Below are 26749 nucleotides of genomic sequence, written 5' to 3' on the forward strand. Positions count from 1 at the left end.
TGGACGGCAAGGGTGAAACCGCCCTGGCCCGCCCGACCGCCGACGGCGTGCGCGAGCCTCTCAACCGTCGCGCCACCATCGGCATCAACTTCCGCTAAACACGGAAGGCGATGTCAGCCTTCGGCCTCAACCAGGCCGAAGGCCGGTAGGCCCAACAACAAGACCGCCGGTCCCGAAAGGGGCCGGCGGTTTTTGCTTTGCGGGGCCTTGAAACCCTGGGTCGCGAGGGATCGTATATTCGGCGGATGCCCGACGCGTCCGCCGGAGACGCCCCCCTATGTCGCGCCGCGCCATCGCCAGCCTGATCCTGTTCGCCATCGCCGCCTGTTCGCCGGGGGACAGCGCCGAGAGCGCACCGGCCGGATCACCCTCCGCCGCCCAGGCCCGTGACAGCGGCCGGCGCGAGGTCGCTGTCTTCGCCGGCGGCTGTTTCTGGTCGACCGAGGCGAATTTCGAGCACATGCCCGGCGTCGTCTCGGCCGTATCGGGTTTCGCCGGCGGCCGCGTCGCGGCCCCCACCTATGAGCAGGTGGTGCGCGGCGGAACCGGACATCTCGAGGCGGTGCAGGTCACCTTTGATCCGGCGCGCGTCACCTATCGGCAATTGGTCGACCGCTTCTGGGTGACCATCGATCCCACGGATCCCGACGGCCAGTTCTGCGATCAGGGACCGTCCTACGCCACCGCCGTCTTCGCCACAGCCGCCCAGAAACCGACCGCCGAGGCGTCCCGCCGCCTGGCGGCGGCGCGGATCGGCGCCGCACGGTTCGTGACTCCGGTCCGGGACGCGGCGCGCTTCTGGCCGGCCGAGGCCTCGCATCAGGATTTCGCCCGGCTGAACCCGGTCCGCTATGCGGGCTACAGCCGGTTCTGCGGGCGCGCGGCGCGCCTGCGGGCGGTCTGGGGCGACGCCGCCTAGACGGACGGCGAAGGCGCAACCCCCTCCGGCTCCCCGCGTTTACCGCCAAGGTTCACCGCTGAAGGGGATTTTCCGTGCGCATCCAGACCGTCACCCTCGCCGCCGCCGTCGCCGCCCTGTCGCTGGGGGGCGCCGCCTGCAATCAGACCGAACAGGACAGGGCCCAGGCCGACGCCAACGAAGCGGCGGCCGAGACAGGCGAGGCCGCCGAGGAAGCCGGTTCCGCCCTGAAGGAGGAGGCGGCCCAGGTCGGCTCGGCCATCGCGGCCGGCGCCAGCGAGGCGGCGCAGGAGATCGACGAGGCGACCGACACCCTGGCGGAAAAGGCCGACGACCAGAAGGCCGAGACCGCCACCGACACCCGGGGCAACTGACGGCGCGGCGTCGCGCGCCGGCATCATGCGGCGGCGGGCCGGCCCTCCGCCAGCAAGGCGTCGATCAGGGCGCGCGCTTCCGGGCTCGCCCAGTCCGCCTCGCCCGAGAAATGGGCGCGTATCCGCCCCTGCCGGTCCAGCAGGACCGTCTGGGGCATCTTGCCCTTGCCGGGCAGTTCGAACGGCAGCTGGAATTTCGGGTCGCTGTACAGCGGCAGGGGCTCGTGGACGTCGATGAAGCTCTTCGCATCGGCGATCCTGTCGACGTCATTGTCGACATTGACGGGCAGGACGACCAGATCCTGGTCCGCATAGGCCTCGGCCAGACGGGCCAGGGTCGGCATCTCGGTGCGGCAGGGCAGACACCACATGGCCCAGACGTTCACCACCACCACCTTGCCGCGGAAGTCCGACAGCCGGGCGTCGGCGCCGTCGCGGGTCCTGAAGACGTAGCCGGGGGCCGGCTCCAGCGCCGCAGGCGTTTCCAGGGCGGCGATCGAGCCGCGAGCGAACCGGGCCAGTTCGCTTTTCGCCGCCGCGGGCGGAGGCGCTTTGTCGATCCCGTCCGGTTTGGCGTATAGCAGCGCGGCGCCGCCGATCACGCCGATCAGCAGCACGCCCGCCACCGCGCCCAAAACCGCTTTCGAGACCTTCATGTCCGATCCAACGCCGCCCGCCCCGACCAAAGCCGATCCGAAGGCGGGAGGTCAAGACATGTGGGGCGGCCGCTTCTCGGCGCGGCCGGCCGACATCATGCAGGCGATCAACGTCTCCATCGGCGTCGACCGACGCCTGTGGGCCCAGGATCTCGCCGGGTCGCGCGCCCACTGCCGCATGCTGGCGGCGCGCGGCATCGTCGCCCGCGCCGACGCCGACGCCATCCTCGGCGGCCTGGACGCCATCGAGGGCGAGATCCGGGACGGCTCCTTCCCGTTCCGCGACCAGTTCGAGGACATCCACATGAACGTCGAGGCGCGGCTGGCCGAGCTGATCGGCGAGCCGTCGGGCCGGCTGCACACGGCCCGAAGCCGCAACGACCAGGTGGCGACCGACTTTCGCCTGTGGGTCCGCGACGCCTGCGACCGGGCCATCGAACAGCTGAAGGGGCTGCAAGCCGTCCTGCTGGCCCGCGCCGAACAGCACGCCGGCGATCTGATGCCCGGCTTCACCCATCTGCAGCCGGCCCAGCCGGTGACGTTCGGCCACCATCTGATGGCCTATGTCGAGATGTTCGGCCGTGATGCGGGCCGGTTCGCCGACGCCCGCAAACGGATGAACGAGAATCCGCTGGGGGCCGCGGCCCTGGCCGGATCGCCCTTCCCCATCGACCGGCACATGACGGCGTCGGAGCTGGGTTTCGACCGGCCCATGGGCAATTCCCTGGACGCCGTGTCCGACCGCGACTTCGCCCTCGAGAGCCTGGCCGCCGCCTCGATCGCCGCCGGCCATCTGTCGCGGCTGGCGGAAGAGATCGTCGTCTGGATGACGCCCCAGTTCGGCTTTGCGACCCTTCCCGACGATCTCACCACCGGCTCCTCGATCATGCCGCAGAAGAGGAACCCCGACGCCGCCGAGCTGGTGCGGGCCAAGACCGGCCGGATCATCGGCTCGCTGGTCGCCCTGTCGACGGTGATGAAGGGCCTGCCGCTGGCCTATTCCAAGGACATGCAGGAGGACAAACCTCCGGTGTTCGAGGCCTTCGACGCCCTGACCCTCGCCCTGGGCGCCATGACGGCCATGGTCTCGGCCCTGCGACCGGACACGGAGCGGATGCGGGCGGCGGCCGGTTCAGGCTTCTCGACCGCCACCGATCTGGCCGACTGGCTGGTGCGCGAGCTCAACCTGCCGTTCCGCAAGGCGCACCATGTCACCGGCGCGGCGGTGAAGCGGGCGGAAGCCCTCGGCGTGGATTTGTCGCAACTGCCCCTGGCCGAACTGCAATCGCTTGAAGCGGGCGTGACGGAAGCGGTTTACAAGGTGCTCACCCCTGAGGCCTCCTGCGCCAGCCGCCAGAGTTTCGGGGGCACGGCGCCGGAACAGGTCCGCGCGCGCATCGCCGAATGGAAGACGCGTCTCGCGTAGGGGATTGGGATGAAATCGATCGTCAGCCTGGGCGTTCTCGCCCTGTTCGCCCTCTCCGCCACCGGCTGCGGCCGCATGGCCGATCTCGAGGCCCCGCCCGCCAGGAAGACCGAGCGCAGCCAGCGCGACGGCCGCGCGCCAGGCCTGCCCGAGCCCGCCACCGTCTATCGTACGCCCAGCACCCAGCCGATCGACGGGGGCCCGACCAGCCCCTACAACGGCCCGGGCGCCCAGCCGAACTCCTAGGCCTTGCACCATTTCGACCGGATCGAGGGCGCGCTTCATGCCGAAGGCGTGCCACTGGAGGCTTTGGCCGAGGCGGTCGGCACGCCCGTCTATGTCTATTCGACCGCGACCCTGACGCGGCACTATGGCCTGCTGCGCGAGGCGGCGGATGCGCACTGCGGCGCTCTGGGAGACGCCCTGATCGCCTTCGCGGTCAAGGCCAACTCCAACCTGTCGGTGCTGGCGACCCTGGCCCGGCTGGGCTGCGGCGCGGACACCGTGTCGGAGGGCGAGATCCGCAGGGCGCTCAAGGCGGGCATACCGGGAGAGCGGATCGTTTTCTCGGGCGTCGGGAAGACGGATGCGGAACTGGCCTTCGCCATCGACAACGGGGTGCGCCAGATCAACATCGAGAGCGCGGTCGAACTGGACCGGCTGATCGCCGTGGCGGCCGCCAGGAGCGCGTCTCCGGAGATCGCTATCCGCGTCAATCCGGATGTGGGGGCCGGCGGCCATGCGAAGATCACCACCGGGGGCGCGGCGGACAAGTTCGGCGTGCCCTTCGCCGACGCGCCCGCCCTCTACGCCCGCGCGACGGCCTCGCCCCATGTGACTCCGGTCGGTCTGGCCTGTCACATCGGCAGCCAGATCACGACGCTGGCGCCGCTGGAGGCCGCGTTCCGCGCCTTGCGTCGGATGACGCTGGACCTGCGCGCGCAGGGGATGACGGTGTCGCGGCTGGACCTTGGGGGCGGCCTCGGGGTGCCCTATCACGGCCAGTCCGACCTGCCGTCGATCGCCGACTATGTCGCCATGGCCGCCGGGGTGCTGGAAGGGCTGGACGTCGAGGCGGCGTTCGAGCCCGGCAGGCTGCTGGCCGCCAATGCGGGCGTCCTGCTGAGCCGCGTCATCCAGATCAACGAGCGTGGCGACGGCCGCCGCTTCGCCGTGCTGGACGCGGGCATGAACGACCTGATGCGCCCGGCCCTGTACGACGCCTTCCACGATCTGGTCCCGGTCCGGCCGCGGGAGGGCGAACCGGTCGCCTATGACCTCGTCGGGCCGATCTGCGAGTCCACCGACGTCTTCGCCCGCGACCGCCAGTCGCCGCCGCTTCAGGCCGGCGATCTGGTCGCCTTCATGGGCGCCGGCGCCTATGGGGCGGTGCTGGCCAGCGAGTACAACTCACGGCCTCTGGTTCCGGAAGTGCTGGTCGACGCAAGCCGTTGGGCCATTGTGCGCGAGCGGCCGGGCTATGACGGGATGTTCGAGCGGGAACCCCGGGCGGGCTGGCTCTAGTCCAGCGCGCAGACGTCCGGCAGGCCGCGCAGGGCGCCGGCGTGGTCCAGCCCGTAGCCCACCAGAAACCGGTTCGGAGCGTCCCAGCCGACGAAGTCCGGCTCGGGCGCGCGCGGCAGGGGCCAGGGCTTTTTGGCGAAGACCACGGTGAGGACTTCCGACGCACCTGCCTCGGTGGCGATCCGCACGGCCTCGGCCAGCGACAGGCCGGTGTCGAACACGTCGTCGATGATCAGCACGCGGCGGCCCGTGATCGGGCGCTGGAACGGCGCATAGACGTCGATCCGGCCCCGGCTGGACTGTTCGTCGCCGTACGAGGCCAGCCACAGGGCGTCGAAGCGGACGTTGCGGCCCAGACGCGACAGGGCGCGGGTCAGGTCGGCGGCGAACCACAGGCCGCCCGTCAGCAGGACGGCGGCGACGGTTTCATCATCGATGACCGGGGCGATCTGCGCCGCCAGTCCGGCGACGATGCGCTGAACCTCGACTTCGGGGAGAAGGACGGTGGGCTTGGGGGTTTCAGCCATTCGAGGCGGATACCGCCTCGACCCCATGCGTGTCCACCACCGGGACGGCGTCGATCGGCTGCATGTCCATCGGCGCCTGCGATCCCGTTGACAGAGCCGGGCGCAGACCCCCGGCGGCCGCCTCGTGCAGCGGGGCCGCGGTCGGTTCGCGGACGGCGGGCGGCGGCGCGCGGCCGCGATCCGCACGCACGGGCCGGGCGGGTTGCGGCTCGGGACGGGCGGAGGGCGCATCCAGAACGAAGTCGACGCCGATGCCCTGACCCCGCGCGCCCGGGTCGGCGATCACGGCGGCGAAACCCTGGACCCTGCCCGGCAGCACCGGAGCGGCGTCGATACGCACCACGGCATGGCCGATCTCGGCGCCCTGGGCGTCCAGCAGGGCGACCCGCACCGGAGGGGCGGTGCGCTCGTCATCGCGCACGTTCCGAAGGGCGCCCGAGACCAGCACCTTGCCCGGATCGCTCGGCAGGGGCCGGGCGGTGATGGCCTCGAAATCCAGACCGGTGGGGTTCACCGTCAGGCCCACGGCGGCATAGGCCTGGGCCGCCCGCGGGGCCATCTCGACCACCTCGACGCGGAACAGCCAGGCGCTGGCGAGAAGGGCGGCGAAGCCCGAGGCGATCCCGGCCCAGACGACGCCATGAGTCGCGGCGCGGCGCAGGCGTCGCTGCTGCTCGGCGCGGGCGCGGAAGGCGCGGGGGAGTTCGGGGGCCGGCGTCTCGGCCAGCGATTCGGGTTCGGGCTCGTCGCGGGGGGTGAAGCTGGCGGCCTCGGCCGGGTTCGAAGAGACGGAGAGCTCAAGCGGCTCGTCCAGCGTGGCCCGCCAGGTATGTTTGCAGTCCTTGCAGCGCACGGTGCGGCCGCCGGGCCCGATCGCCTCATCGGGGGTGAAATAGCTGGTGGCGCAGGACGGGCAGGTCAGTATCATGTCGGCTGACTGCGAGGCTCTTCGCCCCCTCCCGTCGCGGTTCGAAACCGCGTCCTGACCCAAAATCGATGTCCGTCCAGCCCCGCCGCGCCACACGATCCGCCGCCTCGACCGAAACCGTCCGCCTGTCTGGCGTGGGGTTCGGCTATGCGGCGACGCACCGCGCGCTGCGGGACGTTAACCTCATCTTGCCCGCGGGCTCTTTCCACTTCCTTACCGGGCCGTCCGGCGCCGGAAAGTCGACCCTGCTGAAGTTGCTGACGTTGCAGCGGCGCCCCGACGCCGGGACGCTGCATCTGTTCGGCGAGGACGCCACCCGCGCCACCCGCCGCGACCTGCCCGGCTTCCGCCGCCGCATCGGCGTGGTGTTCCAGGATTTCCGCCTGCTGGACCACCTGTCGGCGTTCGACAACGTGGCCCTGCCGCTGCGGCTCGCCGGGGGGCGCCAGATCGACTACGCCGCCGACGTCGAGGAGATGCTGGACTGGGTCGGCCTGGGCGACCGGATGAACGATCTGCCGCCGGCGCTGTCGGGCGGCGAGAAGCAGCGGCTCGCCATCGCCCGCGCCGTGGTCGCCGGGCCGGACCTGATCCTGGCCGACGAACCGACCGGCAGCGTCGACGCGAAGATGGGCGAACGGCTGCTGAAGCTGTTCCAGTCGCTGAACCGGCTGGGGGCCACCGTCCTCATCGCCAGTCATGACGAGGCGCTGGCCGAACGCTCCGGCGCCACGGTCCTGCGCCTCGAGGGCGGCCGCCTGAGCGGGGGCGAGGCGTGATCCGCCGCCTGTTCTCCCGCCGCGCGTCCCTGCTGCCGCGCGATGCGGGCGGCGAGCGCTGGCTGGCGTCGCTGATCGCCGCCCTGTGCTTTCTCGCCTGTCTTTCGGCCGTGGGCGCGGTCGCCGCCGACCGGGCTGCTCACGGCTGGGCCCGCCAGCTGCGCTCGGAAGCCACGGTCCAGGTTCGTCCGCGCGTCGGTGAGACCGGCGCCGAGGCCGCCGCCCGCGCCGCCGAGACCCTGGCGGGCGTCGCCGGCGTGGCCGAGGCCGAGGCCATGGACCGCAAGACCGCAGAGGCCCTGCTGCGGCCCTGGCTGGGCGACGCTGTCCTGCCCGACCTGCCGATCCCCCATCTGGTCACCGTGCGGCTGGACCGGACCGGCCCGGCCAGCGCCGTCAGCCTCAGCCGCGCCCTGGCCTCGGCCGGGCTCGACGCCACCGTCGACGACCACAGCCTGTGGCGCGGCGAGGTGGAGCGGTCGGCCGCCCTGATCACCGTCCTCGCCCTGGCGGCCTTCCTGCTGACCGCCGGCGCGGCGGGCGCCGCGGTGGCCTATGCGACCCGCGCGGGCATGGCCGCCCAGACCGGAGTGATCGAGACCCTCAGCCTCAACGGCGCCTCGGACAGCGCCATCGCCGGCCTCTATCAGGTGCGGTACGGCCTGGTGGCGGCGGTCGCGGGCGGGATCGGCGCGGCGGCCGCCATGGTCCTGGTGGCCGGCCTGCGTTTTCTCGGCGGGGCCGAGGGCGTCACGCCCGCCCTGCCGCTGATGTGGAGCGACGTTCTGATCCTCTCGCCATGCCCCCTGCTGGCCGCTACGGTGGCGCTTGCGGCGGCGCGCTTCACGGCGCTGGCGCGATTGAAGGGGCGGCACTAGGTTAAGCGCATGAAGTTTCTGACTTTCATCGCGATTCTGGCGCTGATCTGGGTGATCGGCCTGTTCGCCTTCGCCGATCGGGTGCGTGATTTCACGCCCGCGCCCGAGCCCGAGCGCGCCGACGCCATCGTCGCCCTGACCGGCCCGTCGGCCGAGCGGGTCAACGCCGCCATCCGCCTGCTGGAACAGGACAAGGGCGAACGCGTCCTGATTTCGGGCGTCAACCGCGAGGTTCGCCGCCAGGAGCTGCGCGCCCTGACACCCGGCTCGAACAAGCTGTTCAACTGCTGCGTCGACCTGGGTTTCGAGGCCGAGGACACCTTGGGCAACGCCCAGGAAATCGCCGCGTGGGCCGAGGCCAAGGACTATGACAGCCTGATCGTGGTCACGTCCGACTATCACATGCCCCGCGCCCTGACCGAGATCCGCGCCGCCGCTCCCGGGGTCCGCCTGACCCCCTATGCCGTCGAAACCCCGTCGCTGGACAATTCGCGCTGGTGGAAGGCCGCGGTCACCGCCCGGCGCATGACGCTGGAATACATGAAATACCTCGCCGCCCTGGGCCGGGCCACGGTCGGCGGCGGCCGCCCCTCGACCGAGGCCGCGCCCGCCGAAAAGGCCGCCTGAGGTGGTCACCATCCGATCGCTGCTGTTCGTCGCCTGGCTCTATCTGTCGATGGCCCTGTTCGCCGTCGGCCTGTCGCCCGCCCTGCTGATGCCCTACCGCCAGTCGATGTGGGTGATCCGCCACTGGGCGAAATTCTGCCTGTTCGGCCTGCGCTGGATCGCCGGGGTCAAGGTCGAGTTCCGCGGACTGGAGCACCGCCCGACCGGCGCGGCCCTGATCGCCGGCAAGCATCAGTCGATGCTGGACGTGATCGCCCCCTTCGCGGTCCTGCCCGACAATTGTTTCATCATGAAGCAGGAACTGGCTCCCCTGCCCTTCTTCGGCTGGTTCGCGACCAAGACGAAGATGATCGCCGTCGACCGCTCGGCCCATTCGAAGGCGCTGAAGGACATGGTCCGCCAGGCCCGCGCGCGCCACGCCGAGGGCCGCCAGATCCTGATCTTTCCGGAGGGCACCCGCGCGCCCGTCGGCGCCGCGCCCGACTACAAACCCGGCATCGCCGCCCTGTACCGCGACCTCGAGGCCGACTGCACCCCGATGGCCACCAACTCGGGCGTCCACTGGCCGGCGCACGGCTTCCGGCGGTACCCGGGGACGATCGTCTACGAGTTCCTGCCCGCCATCCCGGCGGGGTTGAAGCGCGGTGAGTTCATGGCGCTGCTGGAAGAACGGCTCGAGGGGGCGTCGAACGCGCTGCTGGCGCGGGACCCTATCGCAGGGATTCCCATGCCAGTGCATGCACCCGCTCGCGTCCCAGAGCCGCAGCCATAGGCGGCTCGGCGAACAGCCCCGCGATGGCCGGGTCACGCACATCCAGCCCGCCCGTGAAGGCTCCGAACGCCGGCAGCACCGCCCGCCGTCCGTCCGTCACGAAACACGGCCGCCGCACGCCGCGCCCATAGGCCGCGACCCGCGCCGCCGGGTGCAGGTGGCCGGCGATCTCGCCCGGCCGCACGCCCGCCTGCGGTTCGTGGATCAGGCGCAGGGAGCCGAGCTCCATCGTCTCGACCACCTCGCCCACCAGATCGTCCATCGACCCGGCCAGGGCGGCGATGTCGTGATTGCCCTCCAGCCAGATCCAGTCGCGGCCCGCCGCCAGCCGGTCCAGCCGCGCCCTGTCGTCCGCCGCCATGCGGCCTACCGACTTCGCGTCGTGGAAGCTGTCGCCCAGCAGCACCACCGCCGCCGGCTGCAGCGCCTCGATCTCGGCCTCCAGCCGGTCCAGCGTCGCGCGGCTGTCATAGGGCGGCAGCATCTGGCCGCGCGCGGCGAAGGCCGAACCCTTCTCAAGATGCAGGTCCGCCGCGATCAGGGCGCGATGGTTGAGCACCCACAGCGCCCCCGAACAGCGCAGCACGCAGGGCTCGCCCTCGATATGGACCCGCAGGCCGCCGCACGGATGTCGCGCCGGCGACAGGGCCTGTCTGAGCGCCGCGTTCATTGCGCGCCCGCCAGATCGGGCGGCGCATCGGCCATGACTTCCGCGATCAGATCGGCCTCGTCGAAGCCATAGGCCGAGGCGTCCAGGATCATCTCCGCCGCCTGCCCGCCGCCCACCCGCTCGCGCCCGATCTGCACCAGCACCGGCACGCAGAACGGCGAGGGCCGGTCCAGCTTCACRTGCCGGATCTGGCCCTGGATCCKCGCCAGCATCTGCCCCAGCCGCGCSACRTCCAGCAGCCCCGCCGCCGCATCGGCGCGGGCGGTCTTGAGCAGCAGRTGRTCSGGTTGGTGGCGGCGCAGCACGTCGTAGATCAGGTCCGTCGAGAAGGTCACCTGCCGCCCSGTCTTCTCGKTCCCCGGCTGGCGYCGCTCGATCAAGCCCGAGATCAGGGCGCAATTGCGGAANCGCCCSGTCTTCTCGKTCCCCGGCTGGCGYCGCTCGATCAAGCCCGAGATCAGGGCGCAATTGCGGAAGGTGCGCTTCATCATAAAGCTCTCCTCCAGCCAGCTYTCCAGATCGTCGCCCAGCATGTCCGGTTCGAACAGGGCGTCGAGGTCCAGCCCGTCCATCGGCTTGATCGACCAGATGGCCAGCGAATAGTCGGTGCAGACGAAGCCCAGCGGCCCGATCCCGAGCCGGTCCAGCCGCCGGGTCAGCAGCATGCACAGCGTCCCGTGCGCCAGCCCGCCCTCGAAGGGATAGGCGACGAGAAAGTGCCGGCTGCCACGCGGAAACGTCTCGACCAGCATGGTCTGCGCATCCGGAATGAGCGACCGATCCTCCTGAAGCTCCAGCCATTCCTGTACGTCGGGCGGCAGGACGCGCCAGTGGTCGCGGTCCTGGATCATGGCCCGCACCCGGTCGGCCAGGGATGTCGACATGGGGAATTTGGAGCCGCCCCACGACGGGATTTTCGGATCCTTGTCATGGGCGTGCGTGACCAGGGCGTCCATGCCGTTGATGCCCTGGAAGGCCCAGACCTGGCCGGCGAAGACGAAGGTGTCGCCGGGCGTCATCTGCTCGAAATAGCTCTCCTCGGCCTCGCCCACCTTGCGCCCGCCGATCAGCTGTTTGGCCGCCCCGCCGCGCCGCGAGGCGATGCGCACGTTCAGCGTCGCGGCCGCCACGATGGCCCCGACGTTCATCCGGTGGCGCTGCGCCGTCACCGCATTGCGCACCTTCCACCGGCCGTCCCGCGTCCGCACGATCCGCGCGAACCGTTCATAGGTGCGCAGGGCGTAGCCGCCGGTGGCGACCAGATCGACCACCTCCTCGAACTGTTCCCAGGTCAGGCCGCGATAGGGACCGCACGCCGTCACCTCGTCATAGAGATCGGTCATGGCGAAGGGCTCGGAACAGGCGCAGCCCATGACGTGCTGGGCCAGCGTATCCAGCGTGCCCGTATGCACCGGCTCCCAGTCGAACGCGTTCTCGGCCACCGCCTCGCGCGCGGCCTGGCACTCCAGCATCTCGAACCGGCTGGCCGGGACCATCAGGGCGCGCGACGGCTCGTCCAGCCGGTGGTTGGCCCGGCCGATCCGCTGCACCAGCCGCGAGGCTCCCTTGGGCGCCGCCAGCTGGATGACCAGATCGACGTCGCCCCAGTCGATGCCGAGGTCGAGGGTGGAGGTGCAGACCACGGCCCGCAGATCGCCCCGCGCCATCGCCGCCTCGACCTTGCGCCTCTGCTCCGCCGCCAGCGAGCCGTGGTGCAGTCCGATGGGCAGGTCGTCGTCATTGATGGCCCACAACGACTGGAACACGAACTCCGCCTGCCAGCGGGTGTTGACGAAGATCAGGCTCATGCCCGAGCGCTTGATGGCCTCATAGACCTCGGGGATGGCGTGTTGGCCCGTGTGCCCCGCCCACGGGACCTTGCCCTCGCTGACCAGCACATCCACGACCGGAGGCGCGCCGGGGTCGCCGCGGACGATCACGACCCCTTCTCCCCTCGGGGGAGAAGGTGGGCTGCGAAGCAGCTCGGATGAGGGGGCTGGTTCAGGCGGCAGACTGTCCAGCGATGAGTCCAGGGCTGACAGCCCCCTCATGCGGCCCTCCGGGTCACCGTCTCCCCCGGGGGGAGAAGGAGACACCGCCGCACCCGGCCTCAGCCAGTCCGCGATCATCTCCGGATCATCCACCGTCGCTGACAGCGCCACCCGCCGCATCCCCGGTGCGAACTGTTGCAGCCGCCCCAGTCCCAGCGCCAGCAGGTCCCCCCGTTTGCCGCTCCAGATCGCGTGCACCTCGTCCAGCACGACGCATTTCAGGTCGGCGAAATAGGCCCGCGCCCCGTCCCAGGCGCAGAACAGGGCCAGTTGCTCGGGCGTAGTCAGCAGGATGTCGGGCGGAAACTCCCGCTGCCGCGCCTTCTTCGACTGTTTGGTGTCGCCGGTCCGGCTCTCGACATGGATGTTCAGCCCGATCTCCCGGATCGGCGTCATCAGGTTGCGCTCGACGTCGGTGGTCAGGGCCTTCAGCGGCGACAGATACAGGGTGTGGATTCCGCTGCCCGGTCCGAACGCCGGCCGCGGCCCGCGCTCGGCCAGTTCCACCAGCGACGGCAGGAAGCCCGCCAGCGTCTTGCCCCCGCCCGTCGGCGCGACCAGCAGGGCGTGCGACCCGGCGGCGGCGGCGGCGATCATCTCCAGCTGGTGCCGTCGCGGCGACCAGCCGCGCGACGCGAACCAGTCGGCGAAGAGGGGCGCCAGTTCTGGGGGCGAAAGCGTTGCAGGAGCGGGCGGCGGCGTCACATCGCGCCTATAGCATGTTCCCGTTCCGTTTCACCTCACGAACGGCTATCTATCGGACGTGTCCATCGACTCCCTCACATCCTCCGCGGCCCTGACCGGCGCCGAGCCCTGGCTGGTCCTGCCGCCGGCGCTGGCCATTCCGCCGGGCACGGGGGCGATCTGCGACGCCGACGGCCCACGCCGGATCGGGCGCGGCGCGGCCGAGGGCGCCTTCACCACCGCCCCGGTCATGGTCGCCCACGCCAGCCTGACCGCGCGCCGCCTGGGCATCGCCCCGCCGCCGCGCTCGGCCGATCTGCTCGACGTGCTGGAGCTGTTCGCCTTCGTCCGCCCCGCCCGCTTCTGCGCCCCCTCCCCCAGCGGTCTGGCCCTCGCCATGGGCATGAGCGAGCCGAAGGGGGCCGAGGCCCAAGCCCAGGCTCTGATGGACGCCGCCGCCGGCCTGCTGAAGGAACTGGCCGACCCCGCCTATCCCGGACGCGAGGAGGCCTTCACCCTGGCCGAAACCCTGGGCCGCGCGAGCTGGTCGTGGGCATGGCGCGTCTCGGGCGCCCTGCAGCACCATCCGGTGCGCGAGCGCCAGCATCGCGGCAGCGGTCTCGACGCCTGGTCGCGCCTGCCCGAGTGGGAGGATGAGGCGCCGCGCGGCGAGGCGGGCTCGGCCCCGGTCGACTCCGAGTCCGCCCGCATCCGTCTGGAGAAGCTGCTCCAGGCCTCGGGCCTCGACGAGACCCGCCCGACCCAGTCCGACTACGCGGCCGAGGCCGCCTTCGCCTTCTCGCCCCGCAACGAGGAGGGCCGTCCCCGCTTCCTGCTGGCCGAGGCCGGCACGGGCACGGGCAAGACCCTCGGCTATCTCGCCCCCGCCAGCCTGTGGGCCGAGCGCAACCAGGGGGCCGCCTGGGTCTCGACCTACACCCGCGCCCTGCAGCGCCAGATCGACCGCGAAAGCGCCGCCCTGTGGCCCGATCCCGTCGAGCGCAAGAAGAAGACCGTCGTCCGCAAGGGACGCGAGAACTACCTCTGCCTGCTGAACCTGCAGGAGATGGTTCAGGCGGCGCAGCTGGGCAACGGCGACCTGATCGGCATGGCCCTGGCCAGCCGCTGGGCCATGCACAGCCGCGACGGCGACATGACCGGCGGCGACTATCCCGGCTGGTTGCCCGGCCTGTTCGCGACGGGGCCCGGCCATCAGGCCAGCGCCGCCAACCTGGTCGACCGGCGCGGCGAGTGTGTCCACGCCGCCTGTCCCCATTACCGCACCTGTTTCGTCGAGAAGACCATCCGCGCCAGCCGCCGGGCCGACCTCGTCGTCGCCAACCACGCCCTCGTCATGACCCAGGCAGCCTTCGACGGGGCCCGTTCGGCGCGCGGCCTGAAGCAGGACGGCGAGACGGCCGCCCTGAAGCGCATCGTCTTCGACGAGGGCCATCACCTGTTCGACGCCGCCGACAGCGCCTTTTCGGCCTGCCTGTCAGGGCAGGAGGCCGCCGAGCTGCGCCGCTGGCTGCGCGGGCCCGAGGGGCGCGGCCGGCGCGGGCGCGGTCTGGAGCAGCGGCTGGGCGACCTGTGCGCCGACAACGAGGCGGCGACCAAGGCGCTGCAGGACGCCGTGCGCGCCGCGGCCCAGCTGCCCGGCGAGGGCGTGTCGGGCCGCATCGCCCCGGCCTCGGGGGAGGTCAATCCGGTCGGACCGATCGAACGCTTCCTGCTGGCCGCGCTGGAACAGCTCCGGGCGCGGACCAGCGAGAACGCATCCGGCAGCGGCGTCGAATTCGGCATGGAATGCTCGCTGCGCCCGGTCACCGAACCGGTGCTGGAAGCCGCGCGCGAAGCCGCCCAGGCGTTGGCCGCCGTCGAGGCGCCGCTGCTGGCCCTGTCGCGCCATCTGGAGGACATTCTCGACGACGAGGCGTCCGATCTGGACGGCGCCTCCCGCGCCCGCATCGAAGGAGCCCTGCGCGGCCTCGACCGCCGCGCCCGCATGACCCTGCCCGGCTGGCGCTCGATGCTGGCCGCGCTGGAGGTCTCGTCCGACGAACCCGACCCCGACTTCCTCGACTGGCTGTCGGCCGAGGCCGCCTTCGGCCGCATCATGGACGTGGCCCTGCGGCGCCACTGGATCGACCCGACCGTGCCGCTGGAGGCCGCCGTCATCATGCCGGCCCATGGCGTGCTGGTGACCTCGGCGACGCTGTCCGACCCGAACTCCGACGATCCCTTCGACATGGCCCGCCTGCGCACCGGCTCTGCCCGGCTGATCGAGCCGGCCCGGACGCTGAAGGTCGAGAGCCCGTTCGACTATGCCGCCAACGCCCGGGTCATCGTCGTCAACGACCTGATCAAGGACGACACGCGCCAGACAGCGGCGGCCATGCGCGAGCTCTTTCTCGCGGCGGGCGGCGGCGGCCTCGGCCTGTTCACCGCCATCCGCCGGCTGAAGGCGGTCTATGAGCGACTGGGTCCCGACCTGGCCAAGGCGGGCATCCCGCTCTACGCCCAGCACGTCGATCCGCTGGAGGTCGGGGCGCTGGTCGACGTCTTCCGTGCAGAACAGGATTCCTGCCTGCTGGGCACGGACGCCGTGCGCGACGGCGTCGACGTGCCGGGCCGGTCGCTGCGGATCCTCGCCTTCGACCGCGTGCCCTGGCCGCGACCCGACCTGCTGCACAAGGCGCGCCGGCTGCGCTTCGGCGGCGAGGGCGCGGGGGGCCGCAATTTCGACGACGCCCTGGCCCGCGCCAAAATGGCCCAGGCCTTCGGCCGGCTGATCCGCCGCGCCGACGACAAGGGCGTCTTCGTCATGCTCGACGCCGCGGCTCCCACCCGCCTGTTCGCCAGCCTGCCGCCGGGGACCGAGGTTCAACGCATGGGTCTGGCCGAGGCGGTGGAACAGGTTGGCGCGTTCCTCAAGGCAGACTAGACGGAGCCTTGATGACCCAGATTCACCCCACGCCCACCCGTCACTCCCGCCGGGGCCTGCTGATCCCCTTCCTGATCGCGGGCGCGCTGCTGGCGGCCTGGACCGGCTGGTGGTTCTATCTGACCCACCAGATCGAGACCCGGCTGGACGCCCAGGTGTCCGCCATGCGGCGGGACGGCTGGCGCATCGACTACGCCTCCCGAACCACCACCGGCTGGCCCTTCCGGGCGCGGATTTCGATTCCCCACGCTGACATCGTCGCCCCCTCGGGTCACGGGATCGCGGCGCCGGAACTGGTCGCGGAGGCCAACGCCTACAATCCCGACCGCTGGGTGGTGATCGCCCCGGACGGCCTGACGCTGACCCGCGCCGACAAGGGCAAGGTCGGCATCGCCGGCGACGGTCTGCGCCTGAGCGTCAGCCATCTGCGCGAGCGATTCCCCGACCTGCGGGTCGAGCTGATCCGCCCGACCTTCACCGCCCATGAGAATGCGGAACCCTTCCCCATCGCCGCAGCTGAACGCATCCTGCTCAATGTCCGCCCGCACCTGACGGAAGGCCGCGCCGCCACGGATGAGATGGATGTGGCCTTCGAGCTGGTCGACGCCCGCGGCCGTCCCGGCGGCCCGGTCGAGGGCGCGACGCGGCAGGGCCGGCTGACCGCCCGGATCGAGGGCACCATCCTCAACGCCAGCCGCCTCAGCGGCATGGATAGCGCCGGCGTGTTCGCGGCCTGGACCGCCTCGGGCGGGCGCTTCACGGCCATCAAGGGCGAACTGGAAGCGGGCGACAGCCGCGCTCACGTCGAAAGCGCCGGCCTTTCGGCCGACGCCGAAGGACGGCTGGAGGGCGAGGTCTCCCTGACGGCGGAACGGCCCGGCGCCGCCATCGCCGGCCTGGCCCGTTCGCAGTCCGGCGCCGTCAACCGCCTCGGCGCGGCGGGGGCCGCCGCGGCCACCGCAGTCTCCGGCGACCGGGGCGTCGACCTCGTCATCCGCTTCCGCGACGGCCGCACATGGCTGGGGCCCTTCGCCCTCGCCCCCGCGCCGAAGCTGTTCTGATGCTGATCGAGCCGGCCGAGGACGCCGATCGGCTGGCCCTCGACCGGGCCGTGGCGAACGCCGTCCGCGCCCGTCTGGCCGCCGGGGCGCGCCCCACGCCCGACGCCGAGGCCATCGCCCTGCGGCAGACGCTGGCGGGCGAGCCCCCTGCCGGAGCCGCCGTCCTGCGCGCGGTGCTGGGCCGGATCGACGCAAGCGTCGGCGCGCCTCTGGTGGTCTGGGGATCGGCCAGCCAGACCCTGGCCGCCGACCGCTACGGACTGACCGCCCGTACCGCCGCCGATCCGGATCAGGCCCTGGCCGTCGTCCGCGACGGCGCCCGCGCCCTGATGGACCTGACGCCGTCCTCGGCATGGTGGGGTCGCCTGTTGGCCGAGCCCGGCCTGCGCGTGGTCGGGGCCCTGCCCGACGACCGCCTGGGCGTACCGCGCGCCCTGATGATCCAGCAGGCGCAGCCCGGGCCCACGGGCGACGACCGCACCTTCTGGACCACCGACAGCGCCGCCCCGGCCGCCACGATCGTCGAGGCCCTGGGCGCCGCCGGCCTGGCCGCCAGTCCGCTGATCGCGGCAGGCGGCTTGAAGCTGTTCATCCTAGCGGGCTATGTGCAGGCCGAGGACGAACGGCTCGTATCCGCGCCCGGCGGCCTCAGCGGCGTCATCGGCGCCGCCCCCCTGTTCTGAAAGCACCCATGACCGACGCCCCCACCCCCAAGCCCGGCATCCTCGACATCGCCCCCTATGTCGGCGGCAAGTCGCGCATCGAGGGCGTGGCGACGCCGATGAAGCTGTCGTCGAACGAGAACGCCCTGGGCGCCGGCGAGAAGGCCCGCGCCGCCTATGAGGCCTCGGTCGCCAACATTCACATGTACCCCGACGGCCGGGCGACCAAGCTGCGCGACGCCGTCGCCGAACACCACGGACTGGAGCCCGAGCGGCTGATCTTCGGCAACGGCTCGGACGAGGTCTTCGCCCTGCTGAACCAGACCTATCTGACGCCCGGCGACAATATCGTCAGCGGCAAATACGGCTTCCTCGCCTATCGCATCAGCGCCCTGGCCAACCAGGCCTCGGTCAAGCTGGCGCCCGAGCCCGACTTCCGCCTGACGCCCGAAGCCATTCTGGGCGAGGTCGATGACCGGACCCGCATCGTCTACGTCTCCAGCCCGTCCAACCCGACCGGCAGCTACAATACGGCCGAGGAAATCCGCCGCCTGCACCAGGCCCTGCCGCCGCACATCCTGCTGGTCATCGACGAGGCCTATGCCGAATTCGTCGCCGAGCCGGACTGGGAGACCAGCTTCCCCCTCGCCCGCGACAGCCAGAACATCGTCGTCACCCGCACCTTCTCCAAGATCCACGGCCTCGGCGGCCTGCGCATCGGTTTCGGCTATGCGCCCCTGAAGGTGGCCGAGGCGGTCGACCGCATCCGCCTGCCGTTCAACGTCTCGGTGCCGGGCATCGAGGCCGCCGTCGCCGCCCTGGGCGACGAGGCGCACCAGCAAGCATCCCGCCAGCTGGTCGAGGCCTGGCGCCCGCGCCTGACCCAGGCCATCAAGGGCTTCGGCTTCGACGTCTTCCCGTCGGCCGGCAATTTCGTGCTGGTCCGCTTTCCCGACGAGATCCGCAACGCCGCGGCCGCAAACGACTATCTGAACTCCAGGGGCATCATCGTCCGCCCCGTCGGCGGCTACGGTCTGCCCGACTGTCTGCGCATCACCGTCGGCACGGAAGACCAGAACCGGGCGGTCATCGACGCGCTCAGCGAGTTCGCGGCGAGCTGACTACTGCCGCCGGAACACCCGGCTCGCCGCCCAGCCCGTGAACGCCGCCAGCAGGACGCACAGGAGGCCGTAGGTCCATGGACGGCGGTGGGCGAATTCGAAGACGTCGCGCTCGATGCCGACCTTTTCGACGGTCAGGGTCAGGTTGCTGACCGACACCGGCTCGCCGTCCTGGAACAGCCAGACCTCGGCGAAATAGCGGCCCGTCGGGGCGACGGCGGGCAGCTCGACCTCCGCCCGGAACAGGCCGCGGTCGACGAACTCAACGCCATCGGGATCGGTGTTGTACAGGGCCGCCGCCTCGCGCAGCCGGATCACGGCGCGGCGGAAGTCGAGATAGTCCTCGCCCAGTCGGCTGACGACCACGTCGCGCACGCCGTAGCGGGTGACGGTCCGGCTCTCCTCCGGGGCGTTGATCCTCAGGTGATCGACGCCGACGCCCAGCCGGCGCAGCTGGCCGAAGTCGGCGATGTCCGACAGGGGCCGCGTCGAGGCGGTCATGTAGAAGCCGGGCGCGCCCTCGAACAGCACGGGCCGGCTGTTCAGCCAGACGCCCATGTTGCGCGTTTTCTTGACTAGGCGAACCGGGCCGTCCGGTCCGCGCACCACCACCACCACGTCGGCGGGCTGGTCGCCGGGGTTGAAGACCGCGCCATACAGGACGATCGAGGCGCCCTGGAACCCGGAATCCACCCTCACCCGGGCGTCGGTCAGGGCTGCGGCGATGCGCACCTGGTCGATGGTTCCGATCGAGCGTTCCGGCGCCGGCGCGGCTATGGCGGGAGGCGGCGGCGGCAGGGCGGCGATCATTGGGCCACCCCCGGAGCGAAGGCGAACAGGTCGGACGGCCGCACGAACAGCTCCAGCCCCATCTGGATGCCGACCATCAGAACGATGAGACCCAGAACCGCTCGCAGTTCCTCGGCCCGGAACCGGCCCGACCATCTGGCCCCGTACTGGGCCCCGACGACGCCGCCCAGCAGCAGCAACATCGACAGGACGATGTCGACGGTCTGGTTTCGTCCCGCCTGGAGGATGGTGGTCATGGCGGTGACGATGATGATCTGGAACAGGCTGGTGCCCACCACCACCCCGGCCTTCATCCGCAGCACATAGAGCATGGCGGGCACGAGGATGAAGCCGCCGCCCACCCCCATGATGGCCGACATCACGCCGACGAACATGCCAAGCCCGAAGGGCGGGACGGCGCTGATGTAGAGGCCCGAACGCGGGAAGCGCATCTTCAGCGGCAGGCCGTACAGCCACAGCGGCCGGCGGCGCTCCTTGTGCGGCGCTACCTCGCCGCGCGCCCGGCGAAGAATCTGGCCCAGGCTCTCGTAGAGCATCAGGGTGCCTATGGCGCCGAGAAACAGCAGATAGGACAGGGCCACCGCCAGATCGGCCTGCCCCAGCAGGCGCAGGTAGCGGAACAGCTCGACCCCCAGCAGGGCGCCCAGGACGCCCCCGCCGGCCATGACCAGACCGATCTTGTAATCGACGGCCTTCTGACTGGTGTAGCTGATGACGCCGGAGGTGGAGGAGGCGACGACGTGGCTGGCCTGGCTGGCGACGGCCACGGCCGGCGGAATGCCCATGAAGATCAGGATCGGCGCCATCAGGAAGCCGCCGCCGATACCGAACAGTCCGGACACGAATCCGACCACCGCGCCCAGCAGAACCAGGAGCGGCCAGTTCACCGAAACCTCGGCGATTGGCAGATAGATATCCAAAGGACGCGCCTTCGGCTGGAACTGAAGTCAGGCGCCGGGTAGGCGACGATGGAAGTCTGGTTGTCCTAGACCCACCCGGCGGCCCCCGCCACCCGATGCGCCTGAAAAGCTTGGCGGTCCCGTCTCAGGCGAGCGGTTCGACCTGGAATTGCTCGACCTCGGCGCGAACCTGGGTCCGGATCGGTGCCGGGATCGTCTTGTCCAGACGCTCCGCCGCCGCCTGGGCGTCGCCGTCGCCGGCGCGCGCCGCGATCAGGTACCATTTGTAGGCCTGGGCGGGATCGGGCTCGATCGCTTCATCCCCGGTCTCGTACAGTTTGGCGACATTGAACTGACTGTCGACCAGACCGCGTTCGGCCGCCCTCCTGAGCCACGCCAGCGCTTCTCCCTGGTCCCGGGCGCCGCCGACGCCCTCGAACAGATACATGCCGTAGGCATGCATGCCCTTGGCGTCGCCGCCGTCCGCCGCGCGGCGGGCCCAGACCCGGGCCTCGCGCAGGTTCACGGGGACGCCCTCGGCGCCGTCCTGGTAAAGGCTGGCGAGATGCAACTGGGCCGGGGTGTAGCCCGTAGCGGCGGCGCGCTTGAGCGTGTCGACGCCGCTGTCGACGCCCGCGTCCAGAAGCTCGATCGCCTGCTGATACAATTCGGATCCGCGCTCCAGATCGGCGGGGGTCGGAGCGGTCGGCAACATGGCAAGGGCGGCGACGGGCTGGGCCTCGGGCGGAGCCGTCAGGCCGGGAATGTTCAGGCCCGACCCCGTCAGCTGGCCGGTCGCATAGGCGCCGCCTCCGGTGAGCAGGACCGCGATGGCCGAGGCGCCCAGGGCCTTGCGCACGGTGCCGCCGCCACGCGCAGCCTGTTTGTCCAGACGCTCCTGCAGCTTCGACTTGCCGCCCTTCTTCAGGCCGAAGCCGGACCGGGCGGGAGCCTCGGCGGCTTCCGGCGAAGCCATGGCCGCGCGGGCCGCGTCTATCGCCTGGCGCGTCGAGGAGGCGCGTCCCTGGGCCGCCGCGGCGCGCAGGGCGCGGGGGTCGACGAATTCGGTTTCGCCGGCGAAGTCGTCGGGGCCGGCGTCGAATTCCGCCGGGGCCGTGGCCTGCAGCGCGTCCGAAACGTCGGCGCCGCCGAAGCCCTGGCCAAAGGCGAAGGGGGCCGGTTGCGGCGCGGGCTCCGCAGTCTGCGCCAGCGGCGCCTCGGCGGAGACCTCGGCGGCCGCGGTTTCGGAGGGACGGCTGCCGAACGGAGTCGATACCGCCGGGGCTCCGTCGGTCCGGGGACCGCGCAGGACGGCGTCGAAGAGGGCGTCGGCGCTCAGCCCATCCTCGCCGGGCGCCGTGGGGCCGGATTGGGGCTCGGGCGGGGCCAGGTCGGCGGACCAGGCCTGCTGCTCGGCAAAGACGGGATCGTCGAAGGCTGGAGTTGCGAAGTCGGCGTCCGGGAAGGCCGCGTCCGGGAAGGCGGCCGCCCGCCACTCGGGTTCGACCGCAGCCGGACGCCCCGGCTCGGCCCGGCGCTCGATATTGCCCCGCGCCTCGGCGATCAGGGCCGCGGTGCGCTCTTCCGACAGCCGCATGCGTTCGGCCAGCTCGCCGGACGCGCGGTCGTAGCCCTGCTCGATCTTCGTGGAGCTGTCGGCGAGGCGCCGCCCGATGTCTTCCAGCGCCTGCTGGGAGCGTCGCTCGGACTGGGCGATGCGCTCGCTGAGCCGGTCGGAAATGCGGGTGATCTCGCCGCCCAGTTTTTCCAGGGCCAGGGCGTGCCGGTCGTCGGCGACGGTCAGCCGCTGCTCCAGCCCCTGGGCCAGACGGCCCATGTCGCTCTCGACCTTGCGGCTGATCACATCCAGCTGCATCGGAGCCGCGCTCTCGATGGTCTGGACCCGACCGTTCAGGTTCTGGGCGATGCGCAGGACCTCGCGGCCCATGTCCTCGACCGCCTTGGCCGAACGCTCCTCGGACGACTTGACCTGTTCGCCGATGGCGAGGACGGCGCGCTCGATGCGGTCCATCCGGCCTTCGGTCTCGGCGGTGTCGAGCCGCCGCATCATCTCGGCGCGATTGCCCTCGACCTGGCGGCTCAGGGTCTCGGCCAGTTTTTCGAAGCGCGCCGCCTCGCGGGCGCTCTCGGGTTCGATCCGGCCTTCGGTCGCCCGCAGGCGCTGGTCCAGTCCGGCGAACGAGCGCTCCAGGCCGCGCAGGGCCTCGGTGGTGCGGGTCTGGGCCTGATCCAGCCGCTGACCGACCTGGGCCAGCAGGTCGGCGCCGACGCCCGGCCCCGCGGCCTTTTCGACCGCGTCCATGCGCTGGCGGAGTTCGTTGACGCCCGAGCGCTGCCGCTCCTCGATGTCATACAGACGCCCGGCCAGGGCCCCCATGGTCGTCTCGACCTTGCCGAAGGTTTCGGCGGTCTGCGGGCCGACCTCCTGCTCGAAGCGACGCAGGCGACGATGGCCCTCGCGCAGTTCCTCGGCGATGTCGTCGATGCGGCGGGCGTGCGTCTTGCCGTCCTGATCCTGACCGTCCAGCCGGCGCACCAGCCCGGACACGGCCTGGTCGACGCCCTGGATGGCGATGGTCGAGCGCCGCTCGGCGGCTTCCAGACGCGCGGCGATGGCGTCGATCGAGGCGCCCAGACGGCCCAGCTGGTCGTCATGGCCGCCGTAGGCGTCGTCCATCCGGCGGCTGCGGCCGCGGCGTTCATAGCTTTCAGCGGCGTGCGGGCGGCGGGCCAGCGGAACGACGCCCTCGTCGTCGTCCCCGTCCTCCATGATGATGGTGTTCAGCCATTCGCCCAGCGTCATGCCGGACCGCCGGGCGAGGTCCTTGGCGATCTCGCGCGCCTTGGGCTCGATGCCCTTCACGCTCCACGGCGCGGCTGCGCTCACTGATTCGCCTCCCGACCTACTTGCCGAACGCTAGACGCCAAGATGATGCGTGTAAACGCGTGGTTAACCCCAAGATATGGTGGGACTCCAACTTCCTGTGGAAAGCCCCGACACCGGAGGGATTCTCGCGCCGAGGAGGTTAACGGCGGGTGAAGATTAACCTGTTGGAAAGGTCTCCGGGCTTGCGCAAACGCCCTGTCCGCGCCACCTCGCGCCGATGGACATGACCCTGACCCTGGCCCTGACGGCCGCCGCCATCGCCCTGGCGGTCTTCGCCGGCTGGCGCGGCTCACGACCCTGGGATCCGAGGCGCGGGGTGCGCATGACGCCGTGGCGACTGATCATGCTGCTGGCCGGCGCCGGCGTCTTCATCCTGGTGATCCATATCGGAACCCTGCTGGGCGTGCCGCAAAGGCCGTACTGAGGGGGAACCCGCACCCCTGCCCGGCCATTCCTGATCGACCCGACGATCAAGGAGACCCGCCATGGGCGACAAGACCCTCACCGCCGCCGAGGCCGAGAAGGAATTCTGGGACCACCTCAAGAAGTCCAACACCGGCATGCTCGGGCTGGACCAGCCCGGCTATCACGCCCAGCCGATGACCGCCTTCCGCGAGGAGGAAACCGGGACCATCTGGTTCTTCACCCGCGACGACACCGATCTGGCGAGGGACGTTTCGGTCGGCGGAGGCCAGAGCGCCATGTTCCACTACGGCTCGAAGGACCAGAACGTCTGGGCCTGCATCCACGGCCAGCTGTCGGTCGCCCACGACCGCGAGAAGATCGAGCGCTACTGGAACCCGATCCTCGCCGCCTGGTATCCCGGGGGCAAGGACGACCCGCACCTGACCCTGCTTCGCTTCGACGCCGACGACGGCCGCATCTGGGTCAATGAGGGCGGCTTCTTCAAATTCTTCTACGAGGTCGCCAAGGCCAATGTGACGAAGACGCTGCCGGACTCGGGCGGGGTCGTGGACGTCAACCTGAACTGACGCCTAGCCTGCGAAGCACCACGCCAGCACGGCCTTCTGGGCGTGGATGCGGTTTTCGGCCTCGTCCCAGACCAGGGATTTCGGTCCGTCGATGACGGCGTCGGTCACCTCCTCGCCCCGGTGGGCGGGGAGGCAGTGGAGGAAGACGGCGTCGCTCGACGCCGCGGCCATCAGCCGGTCGTCGACGCCATAGCCCTCGAAGGCTTCCAGACGCGCCTCGTAGTCGCCGTCGCCCATCGACACCCAAGTGTCGGTGACGACCACATCGGCGCCGGCCACGGCCTCGCGCGGGTCGCTGGTCAGGGCGACATGGTCGCCGCCGCGCGCCAGATCGTGGAGGTCGGGGTGGTAGTCGGCCGGGCAGGCGACGTTGAAACGGAAGCCCAGTTTCGGCGCGGCGTGCATGAAGCTGTGGCAGACGTTGTTGCCGTCGCCGACCCAGGCGATCGTCTTGCCGGCGATCGGGCCGCGATGCTCCTCGATSGTCATCAGRTCGGCGAGGATCTGGCACGGGTGCGAGCGGTCGGTCAGGCCGTTGATGACAGGCACGGTGGCGACGCGGGCGAAGCGTTCGACGTCCTCRTGGCTRTTGGCKCGGATCATSACSGCGTCRACCATSCGCGACAGRACSCGGGCGGTGTCCTCGACCGGCTCGCCGCGGCCCAGCTGCATGTCGCCGGCGTTGGCGATGATCGAGGCCCCGCCCAGCTGGCGGATGGCGGCGTCGAAGCTGAAGCGNCGACCGGCTCGCCGCGGCCCAGCTGCATGTCGCCGGCGTTGGCGATGATCGAGGCCCCGCCCAGCTGGCGGATGGCGGCGTCGAAGCTGAAGCGGGTGCGGGTCGAGTTCTTCTCGAACACCATGGCCAGGACACGGTCCCTGGCCGGAGCGTCGGCGTCGACCCTGCCTTTCGGCCAGCCCTGGCGCGCTGCCTTGCGGGCGTGGGCGTCGTCGAGGATGGCGCGAAGCTCGTCGGCTTCGAGTCTGTGGATGTCGAGGAAATGCCGGACCATGATCAGGCCGCCATCTTGGTGCGGGCGAATTCGCAGGTCCGCTCGAAGCGTTCGATCGCCTCGCGGGCCTCTTCCAGCGTCAGGTTCAGCGGCGGCAGGATGCGGCAGCAGTTGTCGCCGCCGCCGGCCACCAGAAGGTGGTTCTCGTCGCGGGCCCAGCCCATGAAGTCGCGGTTGTTGGGGACCAGCTTCACGCCCAGCAGCAGGCCCTTGCCGCGCACGTCGACGATGACGTCGGGATAGCGTTGCGCCAGACCGTGCAGCTGCTGTTTCAGATAGCCCGAGATCTCGTTGACGTGGGCCAGGGTCTCCGGCCTGGAAATCTCCCCGAACGCGGCCCGGCCGACGGCCATGGCCAGCGGGTTGCCGCCGAAGGTCGAGCCGTGCGCGCCGACCGTCATGCCGCTGGCGGCCTGGGCCGTGGCGAGGCAGGCGCCGATGGGGAAGCCGCCGCCGAGAGCCTTGGCGATGGCCATGATGTCGGGCGTCATGCCGGCCCATTCGTGGGCCCACAGCCGGCCCGTCCGGCCCATGCCGCACTGGACCTCGTCGAAGATGATCAGGACGCCGTTCTCATCGGCCATCTGGCGCATCCAGCGCAGGTCCTCGTCGGGCGTGGCGCGGCAGCCGCCCTCGCCCTGCACCGGCTCGAGAATGACGGCGGCCGTCGTCGGGCTGCGGAACGCCGCCTCCAGCGCCTCCCTGTCGCCCCAGATCAGCTGGTGGAAGCCCTCCATCGGCGGGCCGAAGCCGTTGGTGTAGCTGGGGTTGGCCGCGGCGTTGATGGCGCCGTAGGTGCGGCCGTGGAACGAGCCGTCGAAGCCGTAGATGTCGATCCGCTCTGGCTGGCCGTTGGCCGAGTGATATTTCCGCGCCGTCTTCAGCGCGCATTCGACCGCCTCGGTCCCCGAGTTGGTGAAGAAGACGACGTCGGCGAACGACTTCTCGCACAGGGCGTCGGCGAGGGCCTCCTGGCCCGGAATCTTGAAGATGTTGGAGACGTGCCAGAGCTTTTCGGCCTGGTCCCTGACCGCCTGCACGAGGATCGGGTTGGCGTGGCCGAGGGCGTTGGTCGAAATGCCCATGACGCAGTCGAGATATTCGGTCCCGTCCTTGCCCCACAGACGCGCGCCCTGACCGCGATCCACCTCCAGCGGCGCACGGTTGTAGACACCCATCAGATGGTCAGTGGACACGGGGCAGGCCTCCAAAAGCGAGACGGCCCCGGCGCCGGAGAGCGTCGGGACCGCCTGAAAAAGGGTCAGGTCTTGTCGGACGGGGGACGGGGTTAGTCAACAGGTTGGGGGGCGCCTGGCGTGCGTCATCGCCGCKTCCGGAGAAGCGGTTGGGGAGGTCGCGGAGCGCGGGCGGCTTGGCCCGGAACCGGAATGTGGYCCCCTGCTTTCGCGTTACGGGGACCGGATGTGTTTTCGGCGTCGCCGCCTTCGCTCCGCGCGACCGGTTCACGCAAGCCGACGGGGGCGGGCTTCATCATGGCGGCCTGCGGGGCTTGTGGTGTTTTCC

Annotated in this window: 25 protein-coding genes and 3 pseudogenes; 16 read left to right on the forward strand and 12 right to left on the reverse strand. The window is 71.0% G+C overall.

Annotation, left to right across the window (positions count from 1 at the left end):
* The 3 genes from ASD25_RS31195 to ASD25_RS30200 form a co-directional block, all read left to right on the forward strand.
* Positions 1-98 (forward strand): hypothetical protein (locus tag ASD25_RS31195; protein ID WP_369816553.1); only part of this gene is annotated, 98 nt, incomplete at its 5' end.
* Positions 99-277: 179 nt separating this feature from the next.
* Entirely contained in the window at positions 278-919 is a 642-nt protein-coding gene (msrA, locus tag ASD25_RS06020) for a peptide-methionine (S)-S-oxide reductase MsrA (protein WP_055829839.1), read from the forward strand.
* A gap of 74 nt (positions 920-993) precedes the next feature.
* On the forward strand, positions 994-1293 hold the full coding sequence (locus ASD25_RS30200; protein WP_055829842.1) for a hypothetical protein: 300 nt from the start codon (positions 994-996) through the stop codon (positions 1291-1293).
* Positions 1294-1316: 23 nt separating this feature from the next.
* On the opposite strand, the gene ASD25_RS06030 is transcribed toward ASD25_RS30200, so the two are convergent.
* Positions 1317-1949 (reverse strand): TlpA disulfide reductase family protein, encoded by a 633-nt coding sequence (locus tag ASD25_RS06030; protein WP_055829844.1) that lies wholly within the window; start codon positions 1947-1949, stop codon positions 1317-1319.
* A gap of 58 nt (positions 1950-2007) precedes the next feature.
* Here ASD25_RS06030 and argH point away from each other — a divergent pair, with 58 nt between their 5' ends.
* The 3 genes from argH to lysA are packed head-to-tail and all read left to right on the forward strand — an operon-like array spanning position 2008 to position 4899.
* Positions 2008-3375 (forward strand): argininosuccinate lyase, encoded by a 1368-nt coding sequence (gene argH / locus ASD25_RS06035; RefSeq protein ID WP_055829846.1) that lies wholly within the window; start codon positions 2008-2010, stop codon positions 3373-3375.
* 9 nt (positions 3376-3384) lie between these two features.
* Positions 3385-3621 carry a hypothetical protein gene (locus ASD25_RS06040; protein WP_055829847.1) on the forward strand — a complete coding sequence of 79 codons (237 nt, stop codon included), beginning with the start codon at positions 3385-3387 and terminating at the stop codon, positions 3619-3621.
* A 3-nt stretch (positions 3622-3624) separates the two neighbouring features.
* Positions 3625-4899, forward strand: coding sequence for a diaminopimelate decarboxylase (gene lysA, locus ASD25_RS06045; protein ID WP_055829849.1), 1275 nt, complete (start codon positions 3625-3627; stop codon positions 4897-4899).
* Here lysA and ASD25_RS06050 read toward each other — a convergent pair.
* Together ASD25_RS06050 and ASD25_RS06055 are read right to left on the reverse strand one after the other, a co-directional pair.
* Entirely contained in the window at positions 4896-5426 is a 531-nt protein-coding gene (locus tag ASD25_RS06050; protein ID WP_055829851.1) for a phosphoribosyltransferase, read from the reverse strand. The two genes, lysA and ASD25_RS06050, sit on opposite strands and share 4 nt — an antisense overlap.
* Positions 5419-6354 carry an MJ0042-type zinc finger domain-containing protein gene (locus ASD25_RS06055; protein ID WP_055829853.1) on the reverse strand — a complete coding sequence of 312 codons (936 nt, stop codon included), beginning with the start codon at positions 6352-6354 and terminating at the stop codon, positions 5419-5421. Before ASD25_RS06055 ends, ASD25_RS06050 begins: the two co-directional genes overlap by 8 nt.
* Positions 6355-6422: 68 nt before the next feature.
* Between ASD25_RS06055 and ASD25_RS06060 the strand changes: the two genes are divergently transcribed.
* From ASD25_RS06060 to ASD25_RS06075, 4 genes are read left to right on the forward strand one after another with little or no spacing between them, the layout of a single operon-like run.
* Positions 6423-7133 (forward strand): cell division ATP-binding protein FtsE, encoded by a 711-nt coding sequence (locus tag ASD25_RS06060; RefSeq protein ID WP_055829855.1) that lies wholly within the window; start codon positions 6423-6425, stop codon positions 7131-7133.
* A complete protein-coding gene (locus ASD25_RS06065; protein WP_055829856.1) occupies positions 7130-8011 on the forward strand; it encodes an ABC transporter permease in 882 nt (293 codons plus the stop codon). The genes ASD25_RS06060 and ASD25_RS06065 overlap by 4 nt, the downstream gene beginning before the upstream one ends.
* 9 nt (positions 8012-8020) lie before the next feature.
* Positions 8021-8638 (forward strand): YdcF family protein, encoded by a 618-nt coding sequence (locus ASD25_RS06070; protein ID WP_055829858.1) that lies wholly within the window; start codon positions 8021-8023, stop codon positions 8636-8638.
* A gap of 1 nt (position 8639) precedes the next feature.
* Positions 8640-9410: a 1-acyl-sn-glycerol-3-phosphate acyltransferase gene (locus tag ASD25_RS06075; protein WP_055829860.1), complete on the forward strand. Its 771-nt coding sequence runs from the start codon at positions 8640-8642 to the stop codon at positions 9408-9410.
* Here the strand turns inward: ASD25_RS06075 and pdeM are convergent.
* The 3 genes and pseudogenes from pdeM to ASD25_RS06085 form a co-directional block, all read right to left on the reverse strand.
* Complete coding sequence (gene pdeM, locus ASD25_RS06080; protein WP_055829862.1) at positions 9349-10080, reverse strand: ligase-associated DNA damage response endonuclease PdeM; 732 nt, start codon at positions 10078-10080, stop codon at positions 9349-9351. The two genes, ASD25_RS06075 and pdeM, sit on opposite strands and share 62 nt — an antisense overlap.
* Positions 10077-10487, reverse strand: a pseudogene (locus ASD25_RS31685) (DNA ligase-associated DEXH box helicase); the annotation flags it as partial. The gene pdeM and the pseudogene ASD25_RS31685, both read right to left, overlap by 4 nt.
* A gap of 1 nt (position 10488) precedes the next feature.
* Positions 10489-12836, reverse strand: a pseudogene (locus tag ASD25_RS06085) (DEAD/DEAH box helicase); the annotation flags it as partial.
* 91 nt (positions 12837-12927) lie between these two features.
* Here ASD25_RS06085 and ASD25_RS06090 point away from each other — a divergent pair.
* From ASD25_RS06090 to hisC, 4 genes are read left to right on the forward strand one after another with little or no spacing between them, the layout of a single operon-like run.
* The gene (locus ASD25_RS06090; RefSeq protein ID WP_200943559.1) at positions 12928-15759 is read left to right on the forward strand and encodes an ATP-dependent DNA helicase; all 2832 of its coding nucleotides are present in this window, start codon (positions 12928-12930) and stop codon (positions 15757-15759) included.
* An 11-nt stretch (positions 15760-15770) separates the two neighbouring features.
* Positions 15771-16820 (forward strand): DUF2125 domain-containing protein, encoded by a 1050-nt coding sequence (locus tag ASD25_RS06095; protein WP_055829869.1) that lies wholly within the window; start codon positions 15771-15773, stop codon positions 16818-16820.
* Entirely contained in the window at positions 16820-17503 is a 684-nt protein-coding gene (locus ASD25_RS06100) for a hypothetical protein (RefSeq protein WP_055829870.1), read from the forward strand. Before ASD25_RS06095 ends, ASD25_RS06100 begins: the two co-directional genes overlap by 1 nt.
* An 8-nt stretch (positions 17504-17511) precedes the next feature.
* The gene (gene hisC, locus ASD25_RS06105) at positions 17512-18603 is read left to right on the forward strand and encodes a histidinol-phosphate transaminase (protein WP_055829872.1); all 1092 of its coding nucleotides are present in this window, start codon (positions 17512-17514) and stop codon (positions 18601-18603) included.
* Here the strand turns inward: hisC and ASD25_RS06110 are convergent, their stop codons facing one another.
* The 3 genes from ASD25_RS06110 to ASD25_RS06120 all read right to left on the reverse strand — a co-directional run bounded on the left by ASD25_RS06110 (position 18604) and on the right by ASD25_RS06120 (position 23220).
* Complete coding sequence (locus ASD25_RS06110; protein WP_055829874.1) at positions 18604-19413, reverse strand: TIGR02186 family protein; 810 nt, start codon at positions 19411-19413, stop codon at positions 18604-18606.
* On the reverse strand, positions 19410-20333 hold the full coding sequence (locus ASD25_RS06115; RefSeq protein WP_055829876.1) for a sulfite exporter TauE/SafE family protein: 924 nt from the start codon (positions 20331-20333) through the stop codon (positions 19410-19412). Before ASD25_RS06115 ends, ASD25_RS06110 begins: the two co-directional genes overlap by 4 nt.
* Before the next feature lie 124 nt (positions 20334-20457).
* On the reverse strand, positions 20458-23220 hold the full coding sequence (locus ASD25_RS06120) for an SEL1-like repeat protein (protein WP_055829878.1): 2763 nt from the start codon (positions 23218-23220) through the stop codon (positions 20458-20460).
* Positions 23221-23437: 217 nt separating this feature from the next.
* Between ASD25_RS06120 and ASD25_RS06125 the strand changes: the two genes are divergently transcribed.
* The gene (locus tag ASD25_RS06125; protein WP_055829880.1) at positions 23438-23644 is read left to right on the forward strand and encodes a hypothetical protein; all 207 of its coding nucleotides are present in this window, start codon (positions 23438-23440) and stop codon (positions 23642-23644) included.
* Positions 23645-23705: 61 nt separating this feature from the next.
* Entirely contained in the window at positions 23706-24212 is a 507-nt protein-coding gene (locus tag ASD25_RS06130; RefSeq protein WP_055829882.1) for a pyridoxamine 5'-phosphate oxidase family protein, read from the forward strand.
* Positions 24213-24215: 3 nt separating this feature from the next.
* Here ASD25_RS06130 and argF read toward each other — a convergent pair.
* The 3 genes and pseudogenes from argF to ASD25_RS06140 form a co-directional block, all read right to left on the reverse strand.
* Positions 24216-24950, reverse strand: a 735-nt coding sequence (gene argF / locus ASD25_RS06135) for an ornithine carbamoyltransferase (protein WP_235562634.1), incomplete at its 5' end; no start/stop codon positions are given.
* Between the two features lies 1 nt (position 24951).
* Positions 24952-25225 (reverse strand): annotated as a pseudogene (locus ASD25_RS31690) (ornithine carbamoyltransferase); the annotation flags it as partial.
* A 2-nt stretch (positions 25226-25227) separates the two neighbouring features.
* On the reverse strand, positions 25228-26421 hold the full coding sequence (locus tag ASD25_RS06140; RefSeq protein ID WP_255356144.1) for an aspartate aminotransferase family protein: 1194 nt from the start codon (positions 26419-26421) through the stop codon (positions 25228-25230).
* Positions 26422-26749 lie beyond the last annotated feature (328 nt).

The sequence above is a fragment of the Brevundimonas sp. Root1423 genome (assembly GCF_001426805.1).

What these genes read in the sequence shown, in the direction of transcription:
- msrA (WP_055829839.1), top strand. Translation starts at nt 278, where the DNA reads ATGTCGCGCCGCGCCATCGCCAGCCTGATCCTGTTCGCCATCGCCGCC.
- ASD25_RS06030 (WP_055829844.1), bottom strand. Translation starts at nt 1,949, where the DNA reads ATGAAGGTCTCGAAAGCGGTTTTGGGCGCGGTGGCGGGCGTGCTGCTG.
- argH (WP_055829846.1), top strand. Translation starts at nt 2,008, where the DNA reads ATGTGGGGCGGCCGCTTCTCGGCGCGGCCGGCCGACATCATGCAGGCG.
- ASD25_RS06040 (WP_055829847.1), top strand. Translation starts at nt 3,385, where the DNA reads ATGAAATCGATCGTCAGCCTGGGCGTTCTCGCCCTGTTCGCCCTCTCC.
- ASD25_RS06050 (WP_055829851.1), bottom strand. Translation starts at nt 5,426, where the DNA reads ATGGCTGAAACCCCCAAGCCCACCGTCCTTCTCCCCGAAGTCGAGGTT.
- ASD25_RS06055 (WP_055829853.1), bottom strand. Translation starts at nt 6,354, where the DNA reads ATGATACTGACCTGCCCGTCCTGCGCCACCAGCTATTTCACCCCCGAT.
- ASD25_RS06060 (WP_055829855.1), top strand. Translation starts at nt 6,423, where the DNA reads ATGTCCGTCCAGCCCCGCCGCGCCACACGATCCGCCGCCTCGACCGAA.
- ASD25_RS06070 (WP_055829858.1), top strand. Translation starts at nt 8,021, where the DNA reads ATGAAGTTTCTGACTTTCATCGCGATTCTGGCGCTGATCTGGGTGATC.
- pdeM (WP_055829862.1), bottom strand. Translation starts at nt 10,080, where the DNA reads ATGAACGCGGCGCTCAGACAGGCCCTGTCGCCGGCGCGACATCCGTGC.
- ASD25_RS06095 (WP_055829869.1), top strand. Translation starts at nt 15,771, where the DNA reads ATGACCCAGATTCACCCCACGCCCACCCGTCACTCCCGCCGGGGCCTG.
- ASD25_RS06100 (WP_055829870.1), top strand. Translation starts at nt 16,820, where the DNA reads ATGCTGATCGAGCCGGCCGAGGACGCCGATCGGCTGGCCCTCGACCGG.
- hisC (WP_055829872.1), top strand. Translation starts at nt 17,512, where the DNA reads ATGACCGACGCCCCCACCCCCAAGCCCGGCATCCTCGACATCGCCCCC.
- ASD25_RS06110 (WP_055829874.1), bottom strand. Translation starts at nt 19,413, where the DNA reads ATGATCGCCGCCCTGCCGCCGCCGCCTCCCGCCATAGCCGCGCCGGCG.
- ASD25_RS06125 (WP_055829880.1), top strand. Translation starts at nt 23,438, where the DNA reads ATGGACATGACCCTGACCCTGGCCCTGACGGCCGCCGCCATCGCCCTG.
- ASD25_RS06130 (WP_055829882.1), top strand. Translation starts at nt 23,706, where the DNA reads ATGGGCGACAAGACCCTCACCGCCGCCGAGGCCGAGAAGGAATTCTGG.